The organism is Pseudonocardia oroxyli, assembly GCF_900102195.1.
Classification (GTDB): domain Bacteria; phylum Actinomycetota; class Actinomycetes; order Mycobacteriales; family Pseudonocardiaceae; genus Pseudonocardia; species Pseudonocardia oroxyli.
This window is the reverse complement of sequence record NZ_FNBE01000004.1, coordinates 61,719-80,697: the sequence shown is the minus strand read 5'-3', so window position 1 is coordinate 80,697 and position 18,979 is coordinate 61,719. Positions and strand designations below refer to the sequence as shown.

The window sequence follows — 18,979 nt, the reverse complement described above, 5'->3', positions numbered from 1 at the left end:
TCCATGTCCGTGCTCACTCCCGCCCGGGAGCGGCTGCTCACCACCGCGTCCGCGCTCTTCTACGCCGACGGCATCCGCGCCGTCGGTGTGGACCGGGTGATCGGCGCCGCACAGGTCACGCGCGCGACCTTCTACCGGCACTTCCCGAGCAAGGACGACCTGATCGTCGCCTACCTCGGCGCCGTGGACCGGGCCGTCCGCGCGGTCGCCGACACCGCGCCCGAGGGGGCGGCCCGGCTGCGCGCCGTCGTCGGGGGGATGGGCGAGCAGCTGTGCACCGACGGCTTCCGCGGCTGTGCGTTCCTCAACGCGGCCGCCGAGTTCCCGGACCGCGACAGCCCCGTGCACCGTGCGGTCGCCGCGCACCGCGCCTGGCTCTCGGAGCTGTTCGTGCGGGAGCTCCGCGTGGTGGGCCACCCGGACCCGCAGGCGGGAGCCGCCCACCTGATGATGCTGCGCGACGGTGCGATGGTCGCGGGCTACCTCGGCGACCCCGCGGTGGCCCGGGAGACGCTGCGGCGCGGCCTGGAGGAGATCCTCGCGGCGTGAGGGTGCGTGCGATCACCGCAGCCGCTGCGGGACCCCGCCGATCCACACCGCCCGCACGGCCGCGGCGGAGGGCTCGCGCAGGGCGTCGGCCACCGGGACGTGCAGCAGGACCAGGTCGGCCCGCACGCCCGCGGCGACGCGGCGCGGCGGCGCGCCCGGCGTCGGCGCGAGATAGCCCGCCAGGGCCTCGGCGGCCGTGATCGCCTCGTCGGGTCCGAGCGGCGCGCCGTCCGGTGTGGACCGGGTGGTGGCCGCCGCGATCACCGCCCAGGGGTCCACCGGCCCGTACGGGGCGTCGGAGGACAGTGCCACCGAGACGCCGGCGTCGAGCAGGCTCCGGCAGCGGTAGAGGTCCCCGTGGTCGGCGGCCGGGACCTCGCGGCGGAAGGCGTCGCCGCGGTCGGCGAGGAACCCCGGCTGGGTCACCACGGCGAGTCGGCCCAGCTCGCCGACCAGCTCCGCGGGCACCATCGCCGCGTGCTCGACGCGGTCGCCCGGGAGCGTCCCGGCCGCCCGCAGCGCGACGACGAGCAGGACCAGCGACTCCCGGGTCACCGAGTGCACCGCCACGGGCCGCCCGACGGCGTGTGCGGCGCGGATCCGCTCCACGAGCTCGTCGAGACCCGGCAGCCCGGAGTCCGCGAGCACGATCTTGTACGGCCCGGCGACGACCCCCGGGGGAGCCGCCGCGTCGAGCCCCAGGCCGAGCAGCGTGAGCCGCTGCGGGACCACGGCGAGGGAGCCCGGGTCGGCGAGGTCCGGAGTCGCGTCGGTCAGCGCGGTGAGGCCGAGGGACGCCAGCCCGGCGCCGAGTCCGCGCAGGTCGGGCGGGTCGGCGGCGGGGAGGCGGGCGCGCAGCCAGTCGTCGGCGCGCAGGACCCGGCCGGTCGGCGCCCCGTCCCGCAGCTCGACGCCCGGGTGGTCCGGCGGCCCGATCCGCGCCAGCGCCGCGCTGTTCAGCACCCACATCGCCCCGCTGCGGTGCTGGATCCGGACCGGTCGCTCGCCGTGCAGCCGGTCGAGCACGGCGGCGTCGAGATCGTCCCCGGGAGAGCCGACGCCGCGGACCCAGCCGTGGACGTCCGCCTCGGCCGCGCCCAGGGCGGCGGCCAGCGCGGCGTGGTCGGCCGGACAGCGCACCGACCGCCGGGCCGCGGCGAGGGCGTGCAGGTGCAGGTGGTGGTCGTGCAGGCCGGGCAGCAGCGCCCCGCCGCGGCACTCGACCACCTCGGCGACCTCGGCGGACCCGCGCTCCGGCGCGCCGACGGCCACCACCCGGCCGCCGTGCACCAGTACGTCGGTCCGGGTGCCGTGCACCTCGGCGTCGCGGAGCAGCACGGCGTCGCTCATGCCCGCAGACCGAGCTCGGCGAGGACCGCGGCGGTGTCGGCCCCGAGCGTCGGGTCGCCGGACGGGATCTCGCGGTGCCGGGGGAGCGGCGCCTCCTCGACCGGGCCGCCCCCGGTGCCGTCGAGCGTGTCCGCGACCACGGCGGTCATCGAGACGTCGTGCAGCACACCGGGTTCGCGCACCGCGAGCGCCGCCGCGGTGAGGCCGGTGAGCGGGTCGGCGATCGCGTCCCCGACGAACACCGGCAGGCCGTCGCGGTCGAGCGCGACGAGCCCCGCGCCGGCGGCCACGTCGTCGCCGAAGCCGACCCGGTCCGACGCCCGCCCCGCCGCGGTGATCGACACCCACGTCGTGCCCCGCGCGACCGCCTCCTCGGCCTGCAGCCCCCAGGCCCGCAGGGCCCGCGGGCGTGACCCTTCGATCACCACGTCCGCCGCGGCGACCAGCGCGTGCAGCGCCGCCCGGTCGCGGACCGGGTCCAGCACCACGGACCGCTCGCCGTGGTGGAGCAGCGCGTGGAAGCGGGGCTCGCCGCGCCGCGCGCCGTCGGGCCGCCGCGGGGTCTCGACGGTCACGACCGCCGCGCCCGCGCGCCGCAGCAGATGGGCGCACAGCGGACCCGCCCAGAGCGCGGCGAAGGACACGACCAGCCGCCCGCGCAGGTCGGCCCGCTCGGCGGGGGCCACGCCGGGGGTCCCGGGGCGGGGGGACGGGTGGGCGACCGGCGCGGCGGCGACCCCGAGGAGGGTGGCGCGCTCGGCGAGCGCGGCGGCGGACATGCCCGCGAGGGCGGCGCGCAGGAGCGGCCAGGGATCGTCCTCGGGCAGCGGGTGTTCGACCAGGGCGCCGAGCAGGGCGGGATCGTCCGGCCGGGCGCAGGAGACGGCCGCCCAGCCGTCGGACAGCGGGACCAGCCTGCAGGCGCCCCCGACGGAGGTCCGGCCCGCGCGGGTGCGTCCGGTGAGGGCGGCGCGCTCACCCAGGAGCGCGGCCCCGTCGATCCCGAACACGGCGCCGAGCCCCGCGGCGACCGAGGCCGCACGCCCGGGCGGGACCAGCGGCGGGCCGTCCGGATGCCCGGTCAGGGCCGCGACCCCGGAGGCCAGCCAGTCCGCCCGCGCGTCCATGTCGCGACCCTACCGACCGATCGGCGCAGCGCTACTCTGCGAGCACCATGACCGTGCCCGTTCTCGCGCCCGCCGAGCTCGCCGAGCTGTCCCCGCTCCTCGACGGCGACGGGGGGATCGTGCACCCCCTCGTCGCGGTGGACCTCGACGGGCCGGGCGACTCGGTCCCCGCGGGCGACCGCATCCTGGTCGGGATCGGCTCGCCGCGGGCGTTGTGCGGGGACCTCGACCTGACGCTGGTCACGACGGCCACGGACCGCACGCAGGTCGCGGTGGCGGACCCGGCGGCGGCCCTGGCCCACCTGGAGGCCGTGGTCGCCGCGAACCCGCAGGCCTCGACGGTGCTCGCCGGACTGCTGCGCTGGTCGGGCGCCCTGGACGTGCCCGCCGCGCTGGACGCCGAGTCGCTCGCGTACTCCACCCTGCTCGGCGGGCCCGAGTTCGGCCGCTGGCTCGCCGCCCGCGGCCCGCGCCCGCTCCCGCCCCCGGTCGCGGACCCGGTGCTCGCCGCGCGGGAGGGGGGCACCCTGCACCTCACCCTCAACCGGCCCGAACGCCGCAACGCCTACGGCCGCCTGCTCCGGGACGCCCTGGTCGGGCTGCTCGACCTGGCCCTGCTCGACCCGTCCGTCGAGCGGGTCGTCCTGGACGGCGCGGGGCCCGGCTTCTGCGCCGGGGGTGACCTCGACGAGTTCGGCACCACCCCCGACCCGGTCACCGCGCACCTCGTCCGCACCCGGGCGGGTGCCGCGCTGCCCCTGCACGCCCTGCGCGGGCGCGTCGAGGTGCGGCTGCACGGGGCGTGCGTCGGCGCCGGCATCGAGGTGCCCGCCTACGCCGGGCGGGTCGTCGCCGACCCCGACACGGTGCTGCGGCTGCCGGAGGTCGCGATGGGCCTGATCCCCGGCGCGGGCGGCACGGTCAGCATCCCGCGCCGCATCGGCAGGCACCGTGCGCTGTGGTGCGCGCTGTCCGGGCTGCCGGTCCCCGCCGCGACCGCACTGGAGTGGGGACTCGTGGACGCGATCGTCCCGGCTCGTGCCAGGCTGTCCCCATGAGCGACCCGGACAGCTTCGACACCGAGAGCGACCAGCTCGAACCCGAGGACACGTTGATGGACACGGGTGTCGCCGACGTGCTCGACGAGGGCTACTCACCGCCCGAGCGGCCCTGGACCGCGGACGAGGACGCGACCCTCGACGAGCGGCTGGCGCGCGAGCTCCCGGACGAGACGGTGGAGGACGAGGACGACGAGGACCCGGACTGGGAGGCGGACACCGACGACACCGACGGAGAGCTCCTGGACGACCAGGTCGGCGAGCGCCGCTCGGGCCGGTTGGTCGACGCGGCCGAGGGCGGGGTCTTCGACACCGACTCCGACGCGTGGGCCTCGGACGTCGGCATCGACGGCGCCGGGGCGTCGGCCGAGGAGGCCGCGGTCCACGTCGTCGACGAGTGATCCGGGGACGACCCGGAGGGCTCAGGCCTTCTCGAGCTCACTCTCCAGCTTGAGGACGGTCGTGCCGTCCTCCTGCACGAGGACGTAGGCGGGGTTGTCGTCGGTCCCGTTGCGGGACTGCTTCCTCCCCTTGATGGTCTTCTCGACGCGGTCGGTGTGGACCGAGTCGACCTTGCCCTCGCCCTGTCCGTTGCCCCAGTTCCACGCGACCCGGGATCCCTTGCGGTACTTCGCCATGCGCGGGGGATCCCCGCCGGCGCGGGCGCCGAAACCGGGCCCTGGGTCGGCCCTGGGTCAGGCCCTGGGTCAGGCGCTGTCCCGGGGCACGAGCCGGGCCGGGAGCCGCCGCACGGCGAGCTCGGGATCCCACCGGCCCTCGAGGGCCGCCAGCACGGCGTCCGCCATCCGGGACTCGTCGGCGGCGAGGTCGGCGCTCACCGTCGTCAACCGCGGTCGGACCAGCTCGGCCTGCGGTTCGTCGTCCGCGGCGAGGACCGCGACCTGCTCCGGCACGCGCACGCCCGCGTCGACCAGCGCGGTGAGGATGTGCGCCGCGTGGGTGGTGGTGGCCCCGACGACGCCGTCGGGCAGGGTCCCGTCCGCCAGCCAGGTCCGCACCAGGTCCGCGGCGGTCTCGCGGTCCGGGCTGAACGGCACGCGCCGGGTCTCGGCACCACCCGCCTCGGCGGCCGCCTCGGCCTCGTCCATCCGGTGTCCGAGGGTCTGCCGATCCACGAGCCGGGAGCAGCCACCGAGCACCACGATCCGCCTGCACCCGCGGTCCAGCAGGTGCTGGGCGGCGGTCCGACCGAGGTCCCCGTCGTCGATCACGACGGTCGCGGTGAGGTCCGAGGGCGTGTGGGACAACGCGATCGGCACGGTGCCCGCCTCCGCGAGCATCGCGACGCTGTCCTCGGTGTACCGGTCCAGGGTGGCCACGACCGCGGCGGGTCGCAGCGCCAGCCACGACCGGGCGGCCGGGATCCCCGTGACCGTGGGGTCGCCGTGGATCAGGAACGTGTAGCCCGCCTCGCGGACGTCTCGGGCCACCTGGATGAGGGTGACGAACGACAGTCCGCCGCGCAGCACGGCCGTGCCGTCGACGTGGCCCACCACGAGGTCGCTGCGCCCGCGCCGCAGCGACCGCGCGCTCACGTGGGGCACGTAGCGCAGCTGCTCCGCCGCCTCGAGCACCCGCGCGCGGGTCTGCTCCGGGATCCGGGCGCCCGGCGTCCGGTTGAGCACGTAGGACGCCGTGGCGCGCGAGACGCCCGCCCGCCGGGCGACGTCACTCATCGTCGCCGCGCGGGGACCGCCCGAGTCCCGACGCCCGCTTATACCGTCCACGAGGGAGATCGTGCAGCAGCCCGCTCCGACACGATCGGGTCCTCCCCGCACCCACACGGGCGAGACCGTGGTGCTCACCCGTGGTGACCCGAGTGCGCCGTCCGAGCGTCGGCGCCCTCCCCGTTCAGGGGGTGGAGCGTGACACCTGTTGCGGCTCAACGGGTGGCGCCCCGTGCCGTCCCGGAGCGCCCGACGTGCACGAGGTGGGGTCCGCCATGCCGGGCAGACACGGCGGGGCCGGGGCGCGCACACTGGCGCGCTCGACCGGGGATCGGCCCGGCGCGGGAGGAGCGGCATGACGGTGATGGTGGCGGTACCGGACTCACCCGAGGGGCGGACGGCGCTGTCGGCGGCGATCGACGAGGCGCGGCGGCGCGCGACCGACCTGGTCGTGCTCAACCTGGCGCTCGGGCCGCTGGACCTGGTGGGCATGCCCACCGACCTGACGATCACGGTGAAGGAGCGCACCGGCTACGCGGACCTGGCGGACTGCGTGCTGGCCGCGCTCGACGAGCACGCGGGCGCCGTCGACGTCCTCGTGATCGGCATGAAGCGGCGCAGTCCGATCGGCAAGGCGCTGCTCGGCTCGCTGTCGCAGCGGCTGCTGCTGGAGGCCGAGGTCCCGGTGCTGGCGGTGAAGCGCTGACCCACGGGTGACGCGAGTCACGAACGTGAGCTCATCGGGAACGATTCAGAAGAGCAACGCGTCTTCGGTACTGTAAGTGCATAACTGAGGAGAGGAGGACAGCATGACCACGTTCTGGACCACGGTCCGCCGCACCGCACGTCGCTTTGACGACTGGACGCTGCACGCGTTCAACCCGCAGTACCCGGTCGGCTCCCGGAACTGAGCCCGGGAGCCGACCAGGGCTCCTAGTGAGAGGGGCCGGCAGTGTCGCCGGCGGTCCCCTCGATCTCCGCCGCGGGTGCCTTCACCGGGCGCAGCCGCACCCAGGCGAGGAAGAAGATCGCGAGCACGAGCATCGCGATCCCGGTGTCCAGGTTGATGTTCCAGCCGCCCGCCTTCTCGATGTCCGCCTCCGTCGTCGAGAACAGGCCCAGGACGAGCAGCACGATCCCGTAGACGCCGAACATCAGGGCGAGGATCGTCCGCAGGTCGAACAGGCGCGAGGCCGTCGTCGAGGCCGGGGCACTGTGCCCGGTGGCCGGGCCGTCCGGTTCCGTCATGTCGTCCGTCCTTACCAGAAGAGGATGTAGAGGATGGCGGTCAGGACGAGCACGCCGATGCCCAGGGTGACGGGGCTGCGGTACCAGCCGGAGTCCTCGCCGTGGGTCTCGTGGGTGCGCTCCTCCTTCGACGTCAGGCTCCACACCAGACCGGTCAGCTCCGCCGCGGGCCGCGGGGTGCTGACCATGGAGACCGCCACCGCGACCACCACGCCGACGACGAACGCCGCGCTGGCCCCGACGAAGCTGCCCGCCTGGCTCGACAGCGGGAGGACCCCGGTCGTGACCAGCACGTTCACCGCGACGGCCGCGGCCGTGCCCGAGAGCAGGCCGATCCAGGCCGACGTCCCGGTCATCCGCCGCCAGAACAGGCCGAGGATGAAGATCGCGAAGAGCGGCGCGTTGAAGAAGCTGAACAGCGACTGCAGGTAGTCCATGATGTTGCCGGACCCCGAGGCGATGAACGCCGTGCCGATCGCGATCACACAGCCGATGACGGTGATCCAGCGCCCGACCTGCAGGTAGTACTTGTCCGACTTGCCGGGCCGCACCCAGTCCTGCCAGATGTCGTAGGTGAACACCGTGTTGAATGAGCTGATGTTCGCCGCCATGCCGGCCATGAAGGCCGCGAGCAGACCCGCGATCGCGACGCCCAGGATCCCGTTGGGCAGGACCTCCTTCATCAGCAGCGACAGCGCGTTGTTGTACTCGACGTCCGTGGTGCCGCCCGCCTTGAGCGTGACGATCTGCGGGACCAGGACACCGGCGATCATGCCGGGGATGATGATGACGAGCGGCAGCAGCGCCTTCGGGTAGGCGCCGATCAGCGGGGTGCGCTTGGCCGCCGACATGCTCTTGGCGGACAGCGCGCGCTGGACCTCGGCGAAGTTCGTGGTCCAGTAGCCGAAGGACAGCACGAAGCCGAGACCGAACACGATGCCGATCACCGAGAGCGTCGGGTTCATGATCTCGGTCAACGTGGTGCCGGGCCAGGACGAGAGCTCCTCGGCCCCGCCCGGGCCCGCGGTCACGGCCGCCTTGAGGCCGTCCCACCCGCCGACGCGGCTGAGGCCCGCGATGGTGAGCGGGATCAGCAGCGCCAGGATCACGAAGAACTGCAGCACCTCGGAGTAGATGGCCGCGGACAGCCCGCCGAGGGTGATGTAGGCGAGCACGATCAGCGCGGCGATCGGGATGGCGAGCGCCAGCGACCAGCCGAGCAGGGCCTCCAGGAGCAGGCCGAGCGAGAACAGGTTGACGCCCGCGATCAGCACCGCGGAGAGCGCGAAGATCACGGCCTGGACGCGCTGGGTGGTCCGGTTGAACCTCTTGAAGAGGAACTCCGGCACCGAGCGGGCCTTGGAGCCGTAGTAGAACGGCATCATCACCAGGGCGAGGAAGACCATCGCCGGGATCGCGCCGATCCAGTAGTAGTGCACCGTCGGGATGCCGTACTGGGCCCCGTTGGCCACCATGCCGATCAGCTCGAGCGCGCCGAGGTTCGCCGAGATGAACGCGAGGCCGGTCACCCAGGCGGGCATGGACCGGCCGGACAGCAGGAAGTCCAGGCTCGACGACACCGACCGCCGGGCCGCGTAGCCGATGCCCAGGACGAGCAGGAAGTAGAACGCCACCAGGACGTAGTCCAGGGCGTTGGCGTCGAGCCGGAGGTCGGTCTGTTGGGCGAGGATCATGGGTGGCCTCGCAGCCGTCCGGTGTGCATAGCGGCTCCCTCGCCGATGTCCGTGCGATCGTGTCGCGCCGGAACATACCCCCTTCGCCGACGAAGTGAACATTATCCGACAGACTGAATCGGTGGAGTCTGTGCGGTAAGGGCGTGTACAGCCCACGAGGTCCGTTGACGCTGGTTCGAACGCGTTGCATTGTGTGCGGTGTGAACGGCGGTCGAGGGTGAGCCTGCTCGCCCGGCAGCGCCAGGAGCTGATCCTGGAGCAGGTCCGGGAGCGCGGCGCCGTGCGCGTCTCCGATCTCGCCGAGCGGTTCGGCGTCTCGGACATGACCGTCCGCCGCGATCTCGACGTCCTCGCCCGGCGCAGGCTGCTCGCGAAGGTGCACGGCGGTGCCACCGCGCTCGGGGTCCCCAGCACGCACGAGCCGGGCTTCGTGGAGAAGTCCGGCCGTCAGCAGGCGGAGAAGGAGGCGATCGCCGCGGCCGCGGCCGAGCTCGTCGAGCCGGGCACCGCGATCGGGCTGTCCGCGGGCACCACGACCGCCGCCCTGGCCAGGGCCCTGCTCGAGGTCGAGGGGCTGACGGTCGTGACCAACTCGATGGCGGTGGCCGAGGTGTTCAGCGCCGAGCGGCCCGGGCGGACGGTCATCCTCACCGGCGGGATCCGCACGCCGTCGGAGGCGCTGGTGGGGCCGGTCGCCGTGGCGGCGTTGCGGACCCTGAACCTCGACGTCGTGTTCCTCGGCGTGCACGGGATGAGCGCGGCGAGCGGGTTCACCACCCCGAACCTGATGGAGTCCGAGACCGACCGGGCCCTCGTCGAGGCCGGGCACCGGCTGGTCGTGGTCGCGGACTCGACGAAGTGGGGGACCGCCGGGATCTCGACGATCGCCGAGCTCGCCGAGGCGGACGTGCTGGTCACCGACAGCGGCCTCGACGACGACGCGCGCGCGGTCCTCGCGGGCGAGGTCGACCAGGTGGTCGTCGCCGAACCCCGCTGACGCGGTCGTGCGTGGTGAGTGGTGCTCTGGCACCACTTACCACGCACGGGCGGCGCAGCCGCTAGATCCGACGGGCGCCCGAGTACGGGAAGCTGCTCATGTCCGAGATCTTCACCGGTTCGCCGCTGGTGCTGGCGTGCAGGATCTTGCCGCCGCCCATGTAGATGCCCACGTGGCTGACCGGCTGGTAGAAGAAGACGAGGTCGCCGGGCTGGAGGTCGCCCTTGGCGACCGGGGTGCCGAAGGTCGACTGGGCCGCCGAGGTGCGCGGGATGGTGACCCCCGCCTGCTTGAACGCCCAGCTGGTGAGGCCGGAGCAGTCGAAGGCGTTCGGACCCGAGGAACCCCACGAGTACGGCGCCCCGAGCTTGGTCTGCGCCGCGGCGAGGGCCTTGGCGCCGAGACCGGACACGCCCGAGATCACGTCGCCGACCGAGGCACCCGCGGTGCCCGCGGCGCCCGTGGCGGCCTTCTTCAGCGCGTCCGCCCGGGCCTGCGCCTCCGCGGCCTTCTTGAGGACGTCCGCCTGCGCGGTGTTCGCGTGGCCCAGCACCTGGGGCAGGGCGCCCAGCGCGGAGCCCAGCGCGGTGGCGCTGGTGCCGTCCGTGCCGACCGGGGGGACCGCCGGGATGACCTGCGTGACCTGGGTGGCCTGCGCGGCGAGGTCCGCGCCGGTCGCGGTGGCGCCGTCTCCCGGGGCGTCCGTGCCGTCGGTGAGGGCGGGCAGCACGTCGTCCGCGGCGGCGAGGTGGAACGCACCCGTGGCCTGGGCGATCTCCTGGGCCGGGTTCGGCATGCCGGTGAGCAGCGCGGACGCGCCCACGGCCCCGACACCCGCGGCCGCGACCATGGCCCGGGGCGAGCGCAGGACGGCCGGGAGGGTGCCGGTCAGGCCGCCCGCCACGCTGCGGAACGCGCCGGTGACCCCGGCGCCGGTGAAGAACGAGCCGGTGAGCCCGGCGGGCGGCTCCGGCGCGGCGGCCGGGAACGCCCGGGTCGCCTCGTCCACCGGGGCCGCGGGGGCGACAGGGGTCCCGGGAGCCGGCGGGGTCTCGCGGGTCCCGGCGCGGCGGGCCCGACGGCCGCCGGAGGGCGGCGGGGTGTCGCCGGAGAGCCGGGAGATCAGGTCGGCGGCCGACAGGCCGCCGGACCGGTCCTCGGCGCTGTGCCGGGCGGCCGGGACGAACAGGTCGAAGGCCCTCGGGGACAGGGCCACGCTCGCGCCTGGTGCAGTCATGCAGTCGTTCCTCGCCGTCCACGGGCGGGAGCGCCGGGGAGCGCCGCCTGCACCTGCCCCGTGCCGGGGAGTGGGCGCCCGGGGGAGTGTCGGCGGGCAGGTGGGACGGGCCGACCGGGCGTGCCCCCGGACGCGGTTCCCGGAGGCGGGTACGACCGTAACCGGGCCGTGATCGGGACGCGCCCCGAACCGTGACCCGCGCGCCGACCGGTCGGCTCTCCGGGACGAGACGTCGTTTCCGTCGGCCGAGAGCCGTTCGGCGCCTGGTCAGCGTGTCGTGCTCGCGTAGAGCTCGCGCAGCCGTTCGGCCCAACCGCCCGCCTCGAAACGGTCCAGATAGCGGGCCCGGGCGGCCTCGCCGAGCCGCCCGCGCAGCCCCGGGTCGGCCGCCAGCTCCGCGACGGCCTCGGCGACCGCGTCCGCGTCGAGCGGGACGGTCCGGCCCGTCTCGCGGGTGACGATCTCGGGCAGGCCCCCGGTCCGGCCGGTCACCGCGGGGATCCCCGCGGCCAGCCCGCGGACCGCGGCCGTCGGCATGACGTCGGTGCGGGTCACGTGCACCTGCAGGTCCGCGGCCTGCAGCAACGCGGCCGGGTCCGGCAGGGGGCGGAAGGTCACCCGTCCGGTCAGCTCCTCCTCCCGGCCCACCCGCGCCTCCAGCCAGGGCCGCAGCGGCCCGTCCCCGGTGAGCACGACGCGGACGCCGAGGTCCTCGGGCAGGGCGGCGACGGCGTCGAGCAGGAGGTCCTGGCCCTTGCCCCGGCGCATGGGGGCGGCGGAGACGACGAGCACGTCGTCCGCGCCCACCTGCAGCGCCGCCCGGGTGCGCGCGCGGTCCGGCAGCGGCGCGGGGTCGGTCACGCCGTCGGGCAGCACGACGAGGCCGTGCGCGGAGCCCGCCACCCGCCGGTACCAGTCCACCTGCAGCCGCGAGACGGCGATGGTGCGGGTGACGAACCGGGCGCGGGCGGTGGTCTTGGCCGCCCGCCGCAGCCGGTCCAGCCTGCCCGCGGGCTCCTCCTCGATCCGGTGCAGCGTGGAGAACACCGGGATCCGCAGCCGGGTGCCCGCCGCCGCGCCGACGACGTCCGCGTTCGGGGCGTGGGTGTGCACCAGCTCCGCCCGGTGCTCCCGCAGGGTGTCGAGGAGCGCGGGCACCGCCCGGGGGTCCCAGGGCGCCAACCCCTCCTCGACCACGACGGCCCCTGCCGCGCGCAGCGCCTCGGCCCGCCGGTCCTCGCTCCCGGTCAGCGCGATGACGACGAGCTCGAGCCCTGCGCCCGCCGCGGCGCCCGCCAGGGCGGACAGCCCGTACTCCCCGTCCGCGGGGTGCAGCGTGTCGACGAGGTGCGCGACTCTCACCGAGGATCTCCTCATCCGGGCGTGACCCGATCGTGGTCGTGGAGCGGCCGAGGGTAGCGAGAATGCCCCAGACCGGCCCGAAGATCGCACCGCCCGGCGGGCCGGTTAGCGTTCCCGCTCGGTGCGCGCGCTGATCCTGGACTCACCCCTCCTCTTCGGGTGGCTGCCGACGACCCTGACCTGGCTGGGCGTCGGCTCCCTGGTGTTCCTGCTGGTCCGCTTCCGCAGGCGCTGGTGGACGCGCCGGGTGCCGCTGATCCTGCTGGTCACGGGCCTGGTGCTGGTGGCGGTGGCGATCACCTTGGCGGTGTGGGCGCCGTTCCCGGACCCGCTCGGCTGGCGGGTCTGGACGTGGGGCGGGGTGGGCGTGGGCGCGCTCGTCGCCGGGATCGTCGGCTTCGGGGGCCGGTGGTGGCGCCGCGTGCTGATCGTCCCCGCCGTGCTGCTCGTGCTGCTCACGGCGGGAGTGAAGATCAACGCCGTGTACGCCTACCGGCCCACCCTCGCCGGGGTGCTGGGCGTCCCGGCCGCGAACGCGATCGACTTCGCCGCCGTGCCCGCGACCGAGCCCGTCGTGCCGTCCGCGGGCTGGCGGCCGCCCGCCGACCTGCCGCGCGGTGGGCGGGTCGCGACCGTCGACATCCCCGGCACGGTCTCCGGGTTCCCCGCCCGGCCCGCGTCGGTGTACCTGCCGCCCGCCTACCTGGTGACCCCGCGCCCCGAGCTCCCGGTGCTGGTGCTCATCGGCGGTCAGCCCGGGGACGTCACGGACTGGCTGCAGGCGGGCGAGCTCGCGACGATCATGGACCGGTACGCGGCGGCCCACGGCGGCCTCGCGCCGGTCGTCGTGGTGCCGGACGCGACCGGGAGCAGCTTCGCCGACCCGCTCTGCCTCGACTCCCGGCTCGGGAACGTGCAGACCTACCTGGCGGCCGACGTGCCCGCCTGGGTCGCGGCGCACCTGCAGGTCGGGCCGGGCCGCGCGATCGGCGGCTTCTCCTACGGCGGGACGTGCGCCGTGCAGATGGCGACGAACCATCCGGACGCCTACCCGACCTTCCTGGACATGTCCGGGGAGGTGGAGCCCTCGCTCGGCGACCACGCGAAGACCGTGCAGGCCGCCTACGGGGACCGGCCCGACCCGGAGGCCGCCTACCGCGCCACCCTCCCGCTGACGCGGTTCCCGCAGGTGCGGGGCATCGCCGGACGGGTGGTCGTCGGGCGGGACGACGCGATCTACGGCCCGCAGGCCCACCAGGTGGTCGACGCCGCGCAGGCCGCGGGGCTCGACGTCACGCTCTCCGTGGTGAACGGGACGCACTCCTGGACCGTGGCGAAGGACGGGCTCGCGGCGGAGCTGCCGTGGGTGTGGGGTCGCCTAGTGTCGTCGCCGTGACCAGCACGGTGTATGTGATCGGCATCGGGTCCGGCGACCCGGACCACCTGACCCTCGCGGCGGTCTCGGCCCTGCAGAAGGTCGACGTCGTCTTCGTGATCGACAAGGGGGAGGCGAAGGAGGACCTGGTCGCGCTGCGCACCGAGATCCTGCACCGCCACCGCACGCCCGGCTCGTACCGCGTGGTCGAGGCCGCGGACCCGGTGCGGGACCGGACGGCCGAGCGGTACACCGAGGCCGTCGTCGACTGGCAGGACCGGCGGGGCGCGCTCTACGCCGAGATGGTCGCCGGGCTGGCGCCGGGAGAGACCGGGGCGTTCCTGGTGTGGGGTGATCCCGCGCTCTACGACGGCACGCTGCGGCTCCTGGAGGGGCTGGCCGACCCCGAGATCGAGGTGGTCTCGATCCCCGGGATCTCCAGCGTGCAGGCGCTCGCGGCCGCCCACCGGCTGATCCTCAACCGGGTGGGCCGCCCGGTGCTGATCACCACCGGGCGGCGCATCGCGGGGGGCCTGCCCGCGGACGTCGACGACGTCGTCGTGATGCTCGACGGGGGCACCGCCTTCGCCGACCTGCCGGACGCCGATGTCGCGGACGTCGACGTCTACTGGGGTGCCTACGTCGGGAGCGCCGACGAGATCCTCGTGGCCGGGCCGGTGCTCCAGGTGCGCGAGGAGATCCGCCGCGTGCGGGCCGAGGCGCGCGCCCGCAAGGGCTGGATCATGGACACGTACCTGCTCCGACGCCACCCCGCCGAACGCTGAGCGCGCTCTCTGCCAAGCTGTGCGGCGACGAGCGGGGGGACCAGTGGCAGGCGAGCAGGACCGGGCGGGGAACGGAGCCGCGAACGGGGCCGCGAACGGAGCCGCCGAGGGGGCGGCGAACGGCGCGGCGAACGGGGCCGCCGACGGCGCGACGGACGGGGCGACCGAGGTGCGCCCGACGGGGCCGCAGCCGGTCGCGCGCGACCGCAGCGCCGTCATCGAGTCCGGTGTCACCCGGCTCGCGGGATGGAGCGCGCGCGTCCTGCTGATCGCGCTCGGGCTGGTGCTGCTGGGTCTGGTCATCGGCCAGCTGTGGTCGATCGTGCTGCCCACGGCGCTGGGCGTGATCATCGCGACCGTGCTGCGGCCGCCGGTGCGCAAGCTGGTCGAGCTGCGGTTCCCGCCCGCGCTCGCCGCGCTGCTGGTGCTCGTGGTGACGGTGGCCGCGGTCGCCGGGATCTTCGCGGCCTTCGCCCCGCAGATCGTCGGGCAGACCGACCAGATCGTCTCCGGCGTGACCAGCGGGCTCGTGCAGATCCAGCAGTGGCTGGAGGGGCCGCCGTTCAACCTCGGCGAGGGCCAGCTCGGCAACCTGCTGGACCAGGTCGTCACGCAGCTGCAGTCCAGCGCGTCCACGATCGCGGGCGGCGTGCTCACCGGGGTGGGCACGTTCGCCAACGGGCTGCTGAACCTCGTGCTCGCCGTGATCCTCGCGTTCTTCTTCGTCAAGGACGGTCCGCGGTTCCTGCCGTGGCTGTCGCGGGTCAGCGGGGAGAAGGCGGGCAGGCACCTCTCGGCGGTGCTGGAGCGGGCCTGGGCCACGCTCGGGTCGTTCATCCGCACCCAGGCGCTCGTCGCGCTGATCGACGGCGTGTTCATCGGTGTCGGGCTGGCGATCCTCGGGGTGCCGCTGTGGCTCCCGCTGGCCGTGCTGACGTTCTTCGGCGGCTTCATCCCGGTGGTGGGGGCGTTCGTCGCCGGTGCACTGGCCGTGCTCATCGCGCTGGTCACGCAGGGCTTCACCACCGCGCTCATCGCATTGGCGATCATCGTCGCGGTGCAGCAGATCGAGGGCAACGTGCTCCAGCCGATCCTGCAGAGCCGCAGCATGGGGCTGCACGCCGCCGTGGTGCTGCTGGCGGTCACCGCGGGCGGCACGCTGTTCGGCATCGCGGGGGCGTTCCTCGCCGTGCCCGTGGCCGCCGTCGCCGCGGAGATCCTGCGCTACCTGGGGGAGCAGATCGACCGGCGCTCCCGGATCCCCGCGCCGGACCCGGACGAGCCGATCGAGGACCCCTCGCCCTCCTGAGGCCCCGCACGCTGCCGCGACGAGCGGTGCGGCGAACGGAGCAGCGGGGTCGATCGGCGGTGTTTTCCCCGGCCCCGGGCCGGTCATCCTCCTGAGGACCGGCTCGACACACCCCGACTCCCCCGGAGAGCGCATGCTCAGCCAGTCGGACGCCTCCCCGATCAGCACCCCCACGTCCGAGCTCGACCGACACTTCCCCGCCGTGGAGCACAGCACCGAGCTGAGCGACACCGGCATCGAGTACATCCACCGCAGCTGGCCCGCAGACGCGACCAGGCTCGCGGTGATCCGCCACGAGCTGCGTCGCTGGGTGACCCCGCTGGGGCTCAGCGGCGACGAGATCGACGACCTCGTCCTGGCGGTGGACGAGGCCGTCGCGAACGCCGTGCGGCACGCCTACCCCGCGGACCGGCCCGGCGAGGTGGAACTGACCCTCTGGACCGAGAACGCCGCCACGGGACCGGCGCTCTGCATCGAGATCACCGACCACGGCAGCTGGCGCGCCCAGGACACCGTGACCGGTGACGCGCAGGGCGGGCGCGGCATGCTGCTCATGCAGCACATGGTGGAGACCGTGCTCGTGCACTTCGACGGCCGCGGCAGCCGGGTGCTGCTGCGGCACCGCTTCGGCGGTCCCGCGGAGCAGGCGGCGGCGCCCACGCCGAGGCATGCTCGGTAGGTGATCGACACCCTCCTGGACCGCACCGTCGTCCTCGGCTGGTCGCGCGTCGGGTTCGCGTTGCGCCGCCGGGGCTGGACCGACCCGCCCCCGGACGCGTTGCGCGGCACGCGCGCGCTGGTCACGGGGGCGAGCGGAGGGCTGGGCCTCGCCACCGTCGAGGGCTTGGCCCGGCTCGGCGCGACCGTCCACCTGACCGGACGCAGCGCCGAGCGCGGCGAGGAGGCGGCGGCCCGGGTCCGCGCGGCCGTCCCGGGCGCCGACCTCCTCGTCTCGGCCGTCGACGTCGGCGACCTCGACGACGTGCGCCGGTTCGCCGCCGACCTCCCGCCCCTCGACGTGCTCGTCCACAACGCAGGGGTGCTCCCGAAGGAGCGCGTCGAGACCGCGCAGGGACACGAGCAGACCCTCGCGGTGCACGTCCTCGGGCCCTACCTGCTGACCGTGCTGACCCGGCCCGGGCGGGCGCTGTTCGTGTCCTCCGGCGGGATGTACGCGCAGCGGCTCCCCGTCGACGACCTGCAGTTCCGGTCCGGCCGCTACGGCGGCACCGCCGCCTACGCGCGGACCAAGCGGATGCAGGTCGTGCTGGCCGGGCTGCTCGCCCGCGAGCTCGCCCCGGACACGCTGGTGCACGCGCTGCACCCCGGATGGGCGGCCTCACCCGGGCTCACCGACTCACTGCCCGGGTTCGACCGGCTCGTCACGCCGATCCTGCGCACCCCCGAGCAGGGCGCGGACACCGCGGTCTGGCTCGCGGCCGCCCCGGACGTCGGCACCGGCCGGTTCTGGCAGGACCGGGCGCCGCGGCCGATCCACTACCTGCCGTGGACCCGGGAGGACCCGAAGGACCAGGAGCGCTTCCTCGCGAAGGTCCGCAGGCTCACGGGGGAACCGGCGGGTCCGTAGGCGGCGCCCTATCGGGTTCCGGTGCCGAGCAGGGTGTCGACGGCCGCGGACACGTGCGCGACCACGGCCTCGGGATCGGCGGCGGCCACCGCCTCGGTGCGCAGGACCGTGCGCAGCAGCGCGATCCCGAGCAGCCAGGCCAGGGTGAGCTCGGCCCGCAGCTCGGCGTCCGCCCGGTCCTCGCCCTCGGCGAGCTCGGCGAGGGCCCCACCGAACGCCGCGCGCAGCTCCTCGCGCACCGTCTGGGCGGCGTCGGAGTTGCCCGCGGACCGCAGGGCGGAGAGGAACAGGGGGGACTGGACGTCGTCCCCCGTCATGATGGCGCGCACGGTGCGCGGGACGAGGTCCGTGGCGGGCCCGTCGTGCAGCACCTCGAGCGCCTGACCCGTCACGGCCTCGGTGAACAGCCCGTCCTTCGAGCCGAAGTGGCGGAACAGCAGGGCCTGGTTCACGCCGGCCCGCTCGGCGATGGCCCGGACGGTCGTGCCGTCGTAGCCCCCGGAGGCGAACAGCTCGCGCGCCGCGGCCAGGAGGGCGGCGCGGGTCGCGGCGGAGTCGCGGGGTCGGGCGGGCACATCCCTATCGCACCACGCGGGGTGTGTGGCGGCCCGTCGCGGGGTACGCGACCGACATGGCTTCCCGGGAGAACGACACCGAACGACCCGACACCGCCGCGGACATGGCGGGGGCCCTGCAGCTCGACCCCGAGGAGACGCTGACCACGGGGGACCCGCTGGACGCGGGCTACTCGCCGCCCGACCGGCCCTACGCCGTCGAGGACCCCGCCGTGACCGGCGAGGAGGAGACCCTCGACGAGCGGCTGCGCCGCGAGGAGCCCGAGGACGCCGCCGGGGTCGACGAGGACCGGACCGGGCGGCTGATCGCCGACGGGGCCGACGGAGAGGCCCTCGACGTGGGCGTCGACGGGGGCGCGGCCTCGGCGGAGGAGGCGGCGGTGCACGACGTCGAGACGGGGATCGAGCCCGTGGTGGACGACTCGCCCGCGGGGGACCCCGAGGTGGAGGAGGCGTTGGAGGAGGAGCGCAGGCCGCGGGCGGCGCAGCGGGACGCGGAGCGGGACATCGCCACGCAGCTCGACGAGGAGTCCGAGACCGGTGGGGTGCCGGGCGTCGCGGGGAGCCGCGACGCCGGGGTCACTCCGGGCAGTTGGACGTGAGCGCGGCGATCACCCCGTCGAGGTCGAGCGCCTCGGTCTCCTCACCGAACGCGACGACCTCGCCGCTGGCCTCGACGAAGTGGCGCAGCAGGTCCCGGTCGACCTCGAGGACGGCCCGGCCGTCGTGCGAGCGGATCTCGATCTCGACGATGTCGTAGCCCTGGACGAGCTGCGGGCTCATCCGGATGTCGCCGTAGCCCGCGGGGCCCGAGAGCGCGTCGCGCACCAGGTCCCGGGCGACGAGCCACTCGACCCACCGGTCCTGCCTGGTCCGCACGGCGAGCACGACGGCGAACGGGTCGGACGCCGAGTAGGTCCAGCGCGTCACGACGGGCGCGGGCTGCCCGTGCAGCACGGTGAACATGTCCTGCTGGACCGAGTCGCTGCCGATCATGGCGTGTCTCCCTGGCGTGGGGGCCGTTCGGCGGTGTCCGT

The 18,979-nt window shown here is 75.0% G+C and carries 21 protein-coding genes; 11 read left to right on the top strand and 10 right to left on the bottom strand.

The features are described 5' to 3' along the window. Positions 1 to 3: 3 nt before the first annotated feature. Positions 4 to 549, top strand: a complete 546-nt coding sequence (locus BLS43_RS07395) for a TetR/AcrR family transcriptional regulator (RefSeq protein WP_093078783.1) — start codon at positions 4 to 6, stop codon at positions 547 to 549. Positions 550 to 561: 12 nt separating this feature from the next. Here the strand turns inward: BLS43_RS07395 and BLS43_RS07390 are convergent, their stop codons facing one another. Together BLS43_RS07390 and BLS43_RS07385 are read right to left on the bottom strand one after the other, a co-directional pair. Beyond that, a complete protein-coding gene (locus BLS43_RS07390; protein WP_093078780.1) occupies positions 562 to 1,899 on the bottom strand; it encodes an amidohydrolase family protein in 1,338 nt (445 codons plus the stop codon). Next, complete coding sequence (locus BLS43_RS07385) at positions 1,896 to 3,026, bottom strand: CoA transferase (RefSeq protein ID WP_093078778.1); 1,131 nt, start codon at positions 3,024 to 3,026, stop codon at positions 1,896 to 1,898. Before BLS43_RS07385 ends, BLS43_RS07390 begins: the two co-directional genes overlap by 4 nt. 47 nt (positions 3,027 to 3,073) lie before the next feature. On the opposite strand from BLS43_RS07385, the gene BLS43_RS07380 reads away from it, so the two are divergent. Together BLS43_RS07380 and BLS43_RS07375 are read left to right on the top strand one after the other, a co-directional pair. Continuing rightward, positions 3,074 to 4,084, top strand: coding sequence for an enoyl-CoA hydratase/isomerase family protein (locus BLS43_RS07380; protein ID WP_093078775.1), 1,011 nt, complete (start codon positions 3,074 to 3,076; stop codon positions 4,082 to 4,084). Further along, positions 4,081 to 4,485, top strand: a complete 405-nt coding sequence (locus tag BLS43_RS07375) for a DUF5709 domain-containing protein (protein ID WP_093078772.1) — start codon at positions 4,081 to 4,083, stop codon at positions 4,483 to 4,485. The genes BLS43_RS07380 and BLS43_RS07375 overlap by 4 nt, the downstream gene beginning before the upstream one ends. Before the next feature lie 21 nt (positions 4,486 to 4,506). Here BLS43_RS07375 and BLS43_RS07370 read toward each other — a convergent pair whose 3' ends face one another. Continuing rightward, complete coding sequence (locus tag BLS43_RS07370) at positions 4,507 to 4,722, bottom strand: hypervirulence associated TUDOR domain-containing protein (RefSeq protein ID WP_093078769.1); 216 nt, start codon at positions 4,720 to 4,722, stop codon at positions 4,507 to 4,509. Between the two features lie 69 nt (positions 4,723 to 4,791). After that, a complete protein-coding gene (locus tag BLS43_RS07365) occupies positions 4,792 to 5,781 on the bottom strand; it encodes a LacI family DNA-binding transcriptional regulator (RefSeq protein WP_176921220.1) in 990 nt (329 codons plus the stop codon). A gap of 346 nt (positions 5,782 to 6,127) precedes the next feature. Here BLS43_RS07365 and BLS43_RS07360 point away from each other — a divergent pair, with 346 nt between their 5' ends. Next, the gene (locus BLS43_RS07360; protein ID WP_093078763.1) at positions 6,128 to 6,478 is read left to right on the top strand and encodes a universal stress protein; all 351 of its coding nucleotides are present in this window, start codon (positions 6,128 to 6,130) and stop codon (positions 6,476 to 6,478) included. 227 nt (positions 6,479 to 6,705) lie between these two features. On the opposite strand, the gene BLS43_RS07355 is transcribed toward BLS43_RS07360, so the two are convergent. After that, entirely contained in the window at positions 6,706 to 7,020 is a 315-nt protein-coding gene (locus BLS43_RS07355; RefSeq protein WP_093078760.1) for a hypothetical protein, read from the bottom strand. A gap of 11 nt (positions 7,021 to 7,031) precedes the next feature. Next, complete coding sequence (locus BLS43_RS07350; RefSeq protein WP_093078758.1) at positions 7,032 to 8,714, bottom strand: sodium:solute symporter family protein; 1,683 nt, start codon at positions 8,712 to 8,714, stop codon at positions 7,032 to 7,034. Between the two features lie 223 nt (positions 8,715 to 8,937). Between BLS43_RS07350 and BLS43_RS07345 the strand changes: the two genes are divergently transcribed. Then, the gene (locus BLS43_RS07345; protein WP_176921238.1) at positions 8,938 to 9,711 is read left to right on the top strand and encodes a DeoR/GlpR family DNA-binding transcription regulator; all 774 of its coding nucleotides are present in this window, start codon (positions 8,938 to 8,940) and stop codon (positions 9,709 to 9,711) included. Positions 9,712 to 9,772: 61 nt separating this feature from the next. Here the strand turns inward: BLS43_RS07345 and BLS43_RS29880 are convergent, their stop codons facing one another. Both BLS43_RS29880 and BLS43_RS07335 read right to left on the bottom strand, forming a co-directional pair. Then, positions 9,773 to 10,948: a C40 family peptidase gene (locus BLS43_RS29880; protein ID WP_245707359.1), complete on the bottom strand. Its 1,176-nt coding sequence runs from the start codon at positions 10,946 to 10,948 to the stop codon at positions 9,773 to 9,775. 267 nt (positions 10,949 to 11,215) lie between these two features. Then, positions 11,216 to 12,310: a glycosyltransferase gene (locus BLS43_RS07335; RefSeq protein ID WP_093078752.1), complete on the bottom strand. Its 1,095-nt coding sequence runs from the start codon at positions 12,308 to 12,310 to the stop codon at positions 11,216 to 11,218. A 121-nt stretch (positions 12,311 to 12,431) separates the two neighbouring features. Here BLS43_RS07335 and BLS43_RS07330 point away from each other — a divergent pair, with 121 nt between their 5' ends. The 5 genes from BLS43_RS07330 to BLS43_RS07310 all read left to right on the top strand — a co-directional run bounded on the left by BLS43_RS07330 (position 12,432) and on the right by BLS43_RS07310 (position 17,367). Further along, on the top strand, positions 12,432 to 13,706 hold the full coding sequence (locus tag BLS43_RS07330) for an alpha/beta hydrolase (RefSeq protein ID WP_218129741.1): 1,275 nt from the start codon (positions 12,432 to 12,434) through the stop codon (positions 13,704 to 13,706). Next, complete coding sequence (gene cobF / locus BLS43_RS07325) at positions 13,703 to 14,470, top strand: precorrin-6A synthase (deacetylating) (protein WP_245707358.1); 768 nt, start codon at positions 13,703 to 13,705, stop codon at positions 14,468 to 14,470. The genes BLS43_RS07330 and cobF overlap by 4 nt, the downstream gene beginning before the upstream one ends. Before the next feature lie 43 nt (positions 14,471 to 14,513). Then, positions 14,514 to 15,779: an AI-2E family transporter gene (locus BLS43_RS07320; RefSeq protein WP_218129740.1), complete on the top strand. Its 1,266-nt coding sequence runs from the start codon at positions 14,514 to 14,516 to the stop codon at positions 15,777 to 15,779. 133 nt (positions 15,780 to 15,912) lie between these two features. Next, positions 15,913 to 16,458, top strand: a complete 546-nt coding sequence (locus tag BLS43_RS07315; RefSeq protein WP_093078749.1) for an ATP-binding protein — start codon at positions 15,913 to 15,915, stop codon at positions 16,456 to 16,458. Then, positions 16,459 to 17,367 carry an SDR family NAD(P)-dependent oxidoreductase gene (locus BLS43_RS07310; protein ID WP_093078746.1) on the top strand — a complete coding sequence of 303 codons (909 nt, stop codon included), beginning with the start codon at positions 16,459 to 16,461 and terminating at the stop codon, positions 17,365 to 17,367. A gap of 8 nt (positions 17,368 to 17,375) precedes the next feature. On the opposite strand, the gene BLS43_RS31630 is transcribed toward BLS43_RS07310, so the two are convergent. After that, positions 17,376 to 17,942 carry a TetR/AcrR family transcriptional regulator gene (locus BLS43_RS31630; RefSeq protein ID WP_093078743.1) on the bottom strand — a complete coding sequence of 189 codons (567 nt, stop codon included), beginning with the start codon at positions 17,940 to 17,942 and terminating at the stop codon, positions 17,376 to 17,378. Positions 17,943 to 17,998: 56 nt separating this feature from the next. Here BLS43_RS31630 and BLS43_RS31850 point away from each other — a divergent pair, with 56 nt between their 5' ends. Next, entirely contained in the window at positions 17,999 to 18,544 is a 546-nt protein-coding gene (locus BLS43_RS31850) for a DUF5709 domain-containing protein (RefSeq protein ID WP_342741141.1), read from the top strand. Here the strand turns inward: BLS43_RS31850 and BLS43_RS07290 are convergent. Continuing rightward, the gene (locus BLS43_RS07290) at positions 18,522 to 18,938 is read right to left on the bottom strand and encodes an SsgA family sporulation/cell division regulator (RefSeq protein WP_245707357.1); all 417 of its coding nucleotides are present in this window, start codon (positions 18,936 to 18,938) and stop codon (positions 18,522 to 18,524) included. The genes BLS43_RS31850 and BLS43_RS07290 overlap by 23 nt on opposite strands. Positions 18,939 to 18,979 lie beyond the last annotated feature (41 nt).

Coding starts and splice junctions, on each gene's coding strand:
- BLS43_RS07350 (WP_093078758.1), bottom strand. CDS start 8,714: ATGATCCTCGCCCAACAGACCGACCTCCGGCTCGACGCCAACGCCCTG.
- BLS43_RS07395 (WP_093078783.1), top strand. CDS start 4: ATGTCCGTGCTCACTCCCGCCCGGGAGCGGCTGCTCACCACCGCGTCC.
- BLS43_RS29880 (WP_245707359.1), bottom strand. CDS start 10,948: ATGACTGCACCAGGCGCGAGCGTGGCCCTGTCCCCGAGGGCCTTCGAC.
- BLS43_RS07365 (WP_176921220.1), bottom strand. CDS start 5,781: ATGAGTGACGTCGCCCGGCGGGCGGGCGTCTCGCGCGCCACGGCGTCC.
- BLS43_RS07355 (WP_093078760.1), bottom strand. CDS start 7,020: ATGACGGAACCGGACGGCCCGGCCACCGGGCACAGTGCCCCGGCCTCG.
- BLS43_RS07380 (WP_093078775.1), top strand. CDS start 3,074: ATGACCGTGCCCGTTCTCGCGCCCGCCGAGCTCGCCGAGCTGTCCCCG.
- BLS43_RS07385 (WP_093078778.1), bottom strand. CDS start 3,026: ATGGACGCGCGGGCGGACTGGCTGGCCTCCGGGGTCGCGGCCCTGACC.
- BLS43_RS07315 (WP_093078749.1), top strand. CDS start 15,913: ATGCTCAGCCAGTCGGACGCCTCCCCGATCAGCACCCCCACGTCCGAG.
- BLS43_RS31850 (WP_342741141.1), top strand. CDS start 17,999: ATGGCTTCCCGGGAGAACGACACCGAACGACCCGACACCGCCGCGGAC.
- BLS43_RS07360 (WP_093078763.1), top strand. CDS start 6,128: ATGACGGTGATGGTGGCGGTACCGGACTCACCCGAGGGGCGGACGGCG.
- BLS43_RS07290 (WP_245707357.1), bottom strand. CDS start 18,938: ATGATCGGCAGCGACTCGGTCCAGCAGGACATGTTCACCGTGCTGCAC.
- BLS43_RS07375 (WP_093078772.1), top strand. CDS start 4,081: ATGAGCGACCCGGACAGCTTCGACACCGAGAGCGACCAGCTCGAACCC.
- BLS43_RS07390 (WP_093078780.1), bottom strand. CDS start 1,899: ATGAGCGACGCCGTGCTGCTCCGCGACGCCGAGGTGCACGGCACCCGG.
- BLS43_RS07370 (WP_093078769.1), bottom strand. CDS start 4,722: ATGGCGAAGTACCGCAAGGGATCCCGGGTCGCGTGGAACTGGGGCAAC.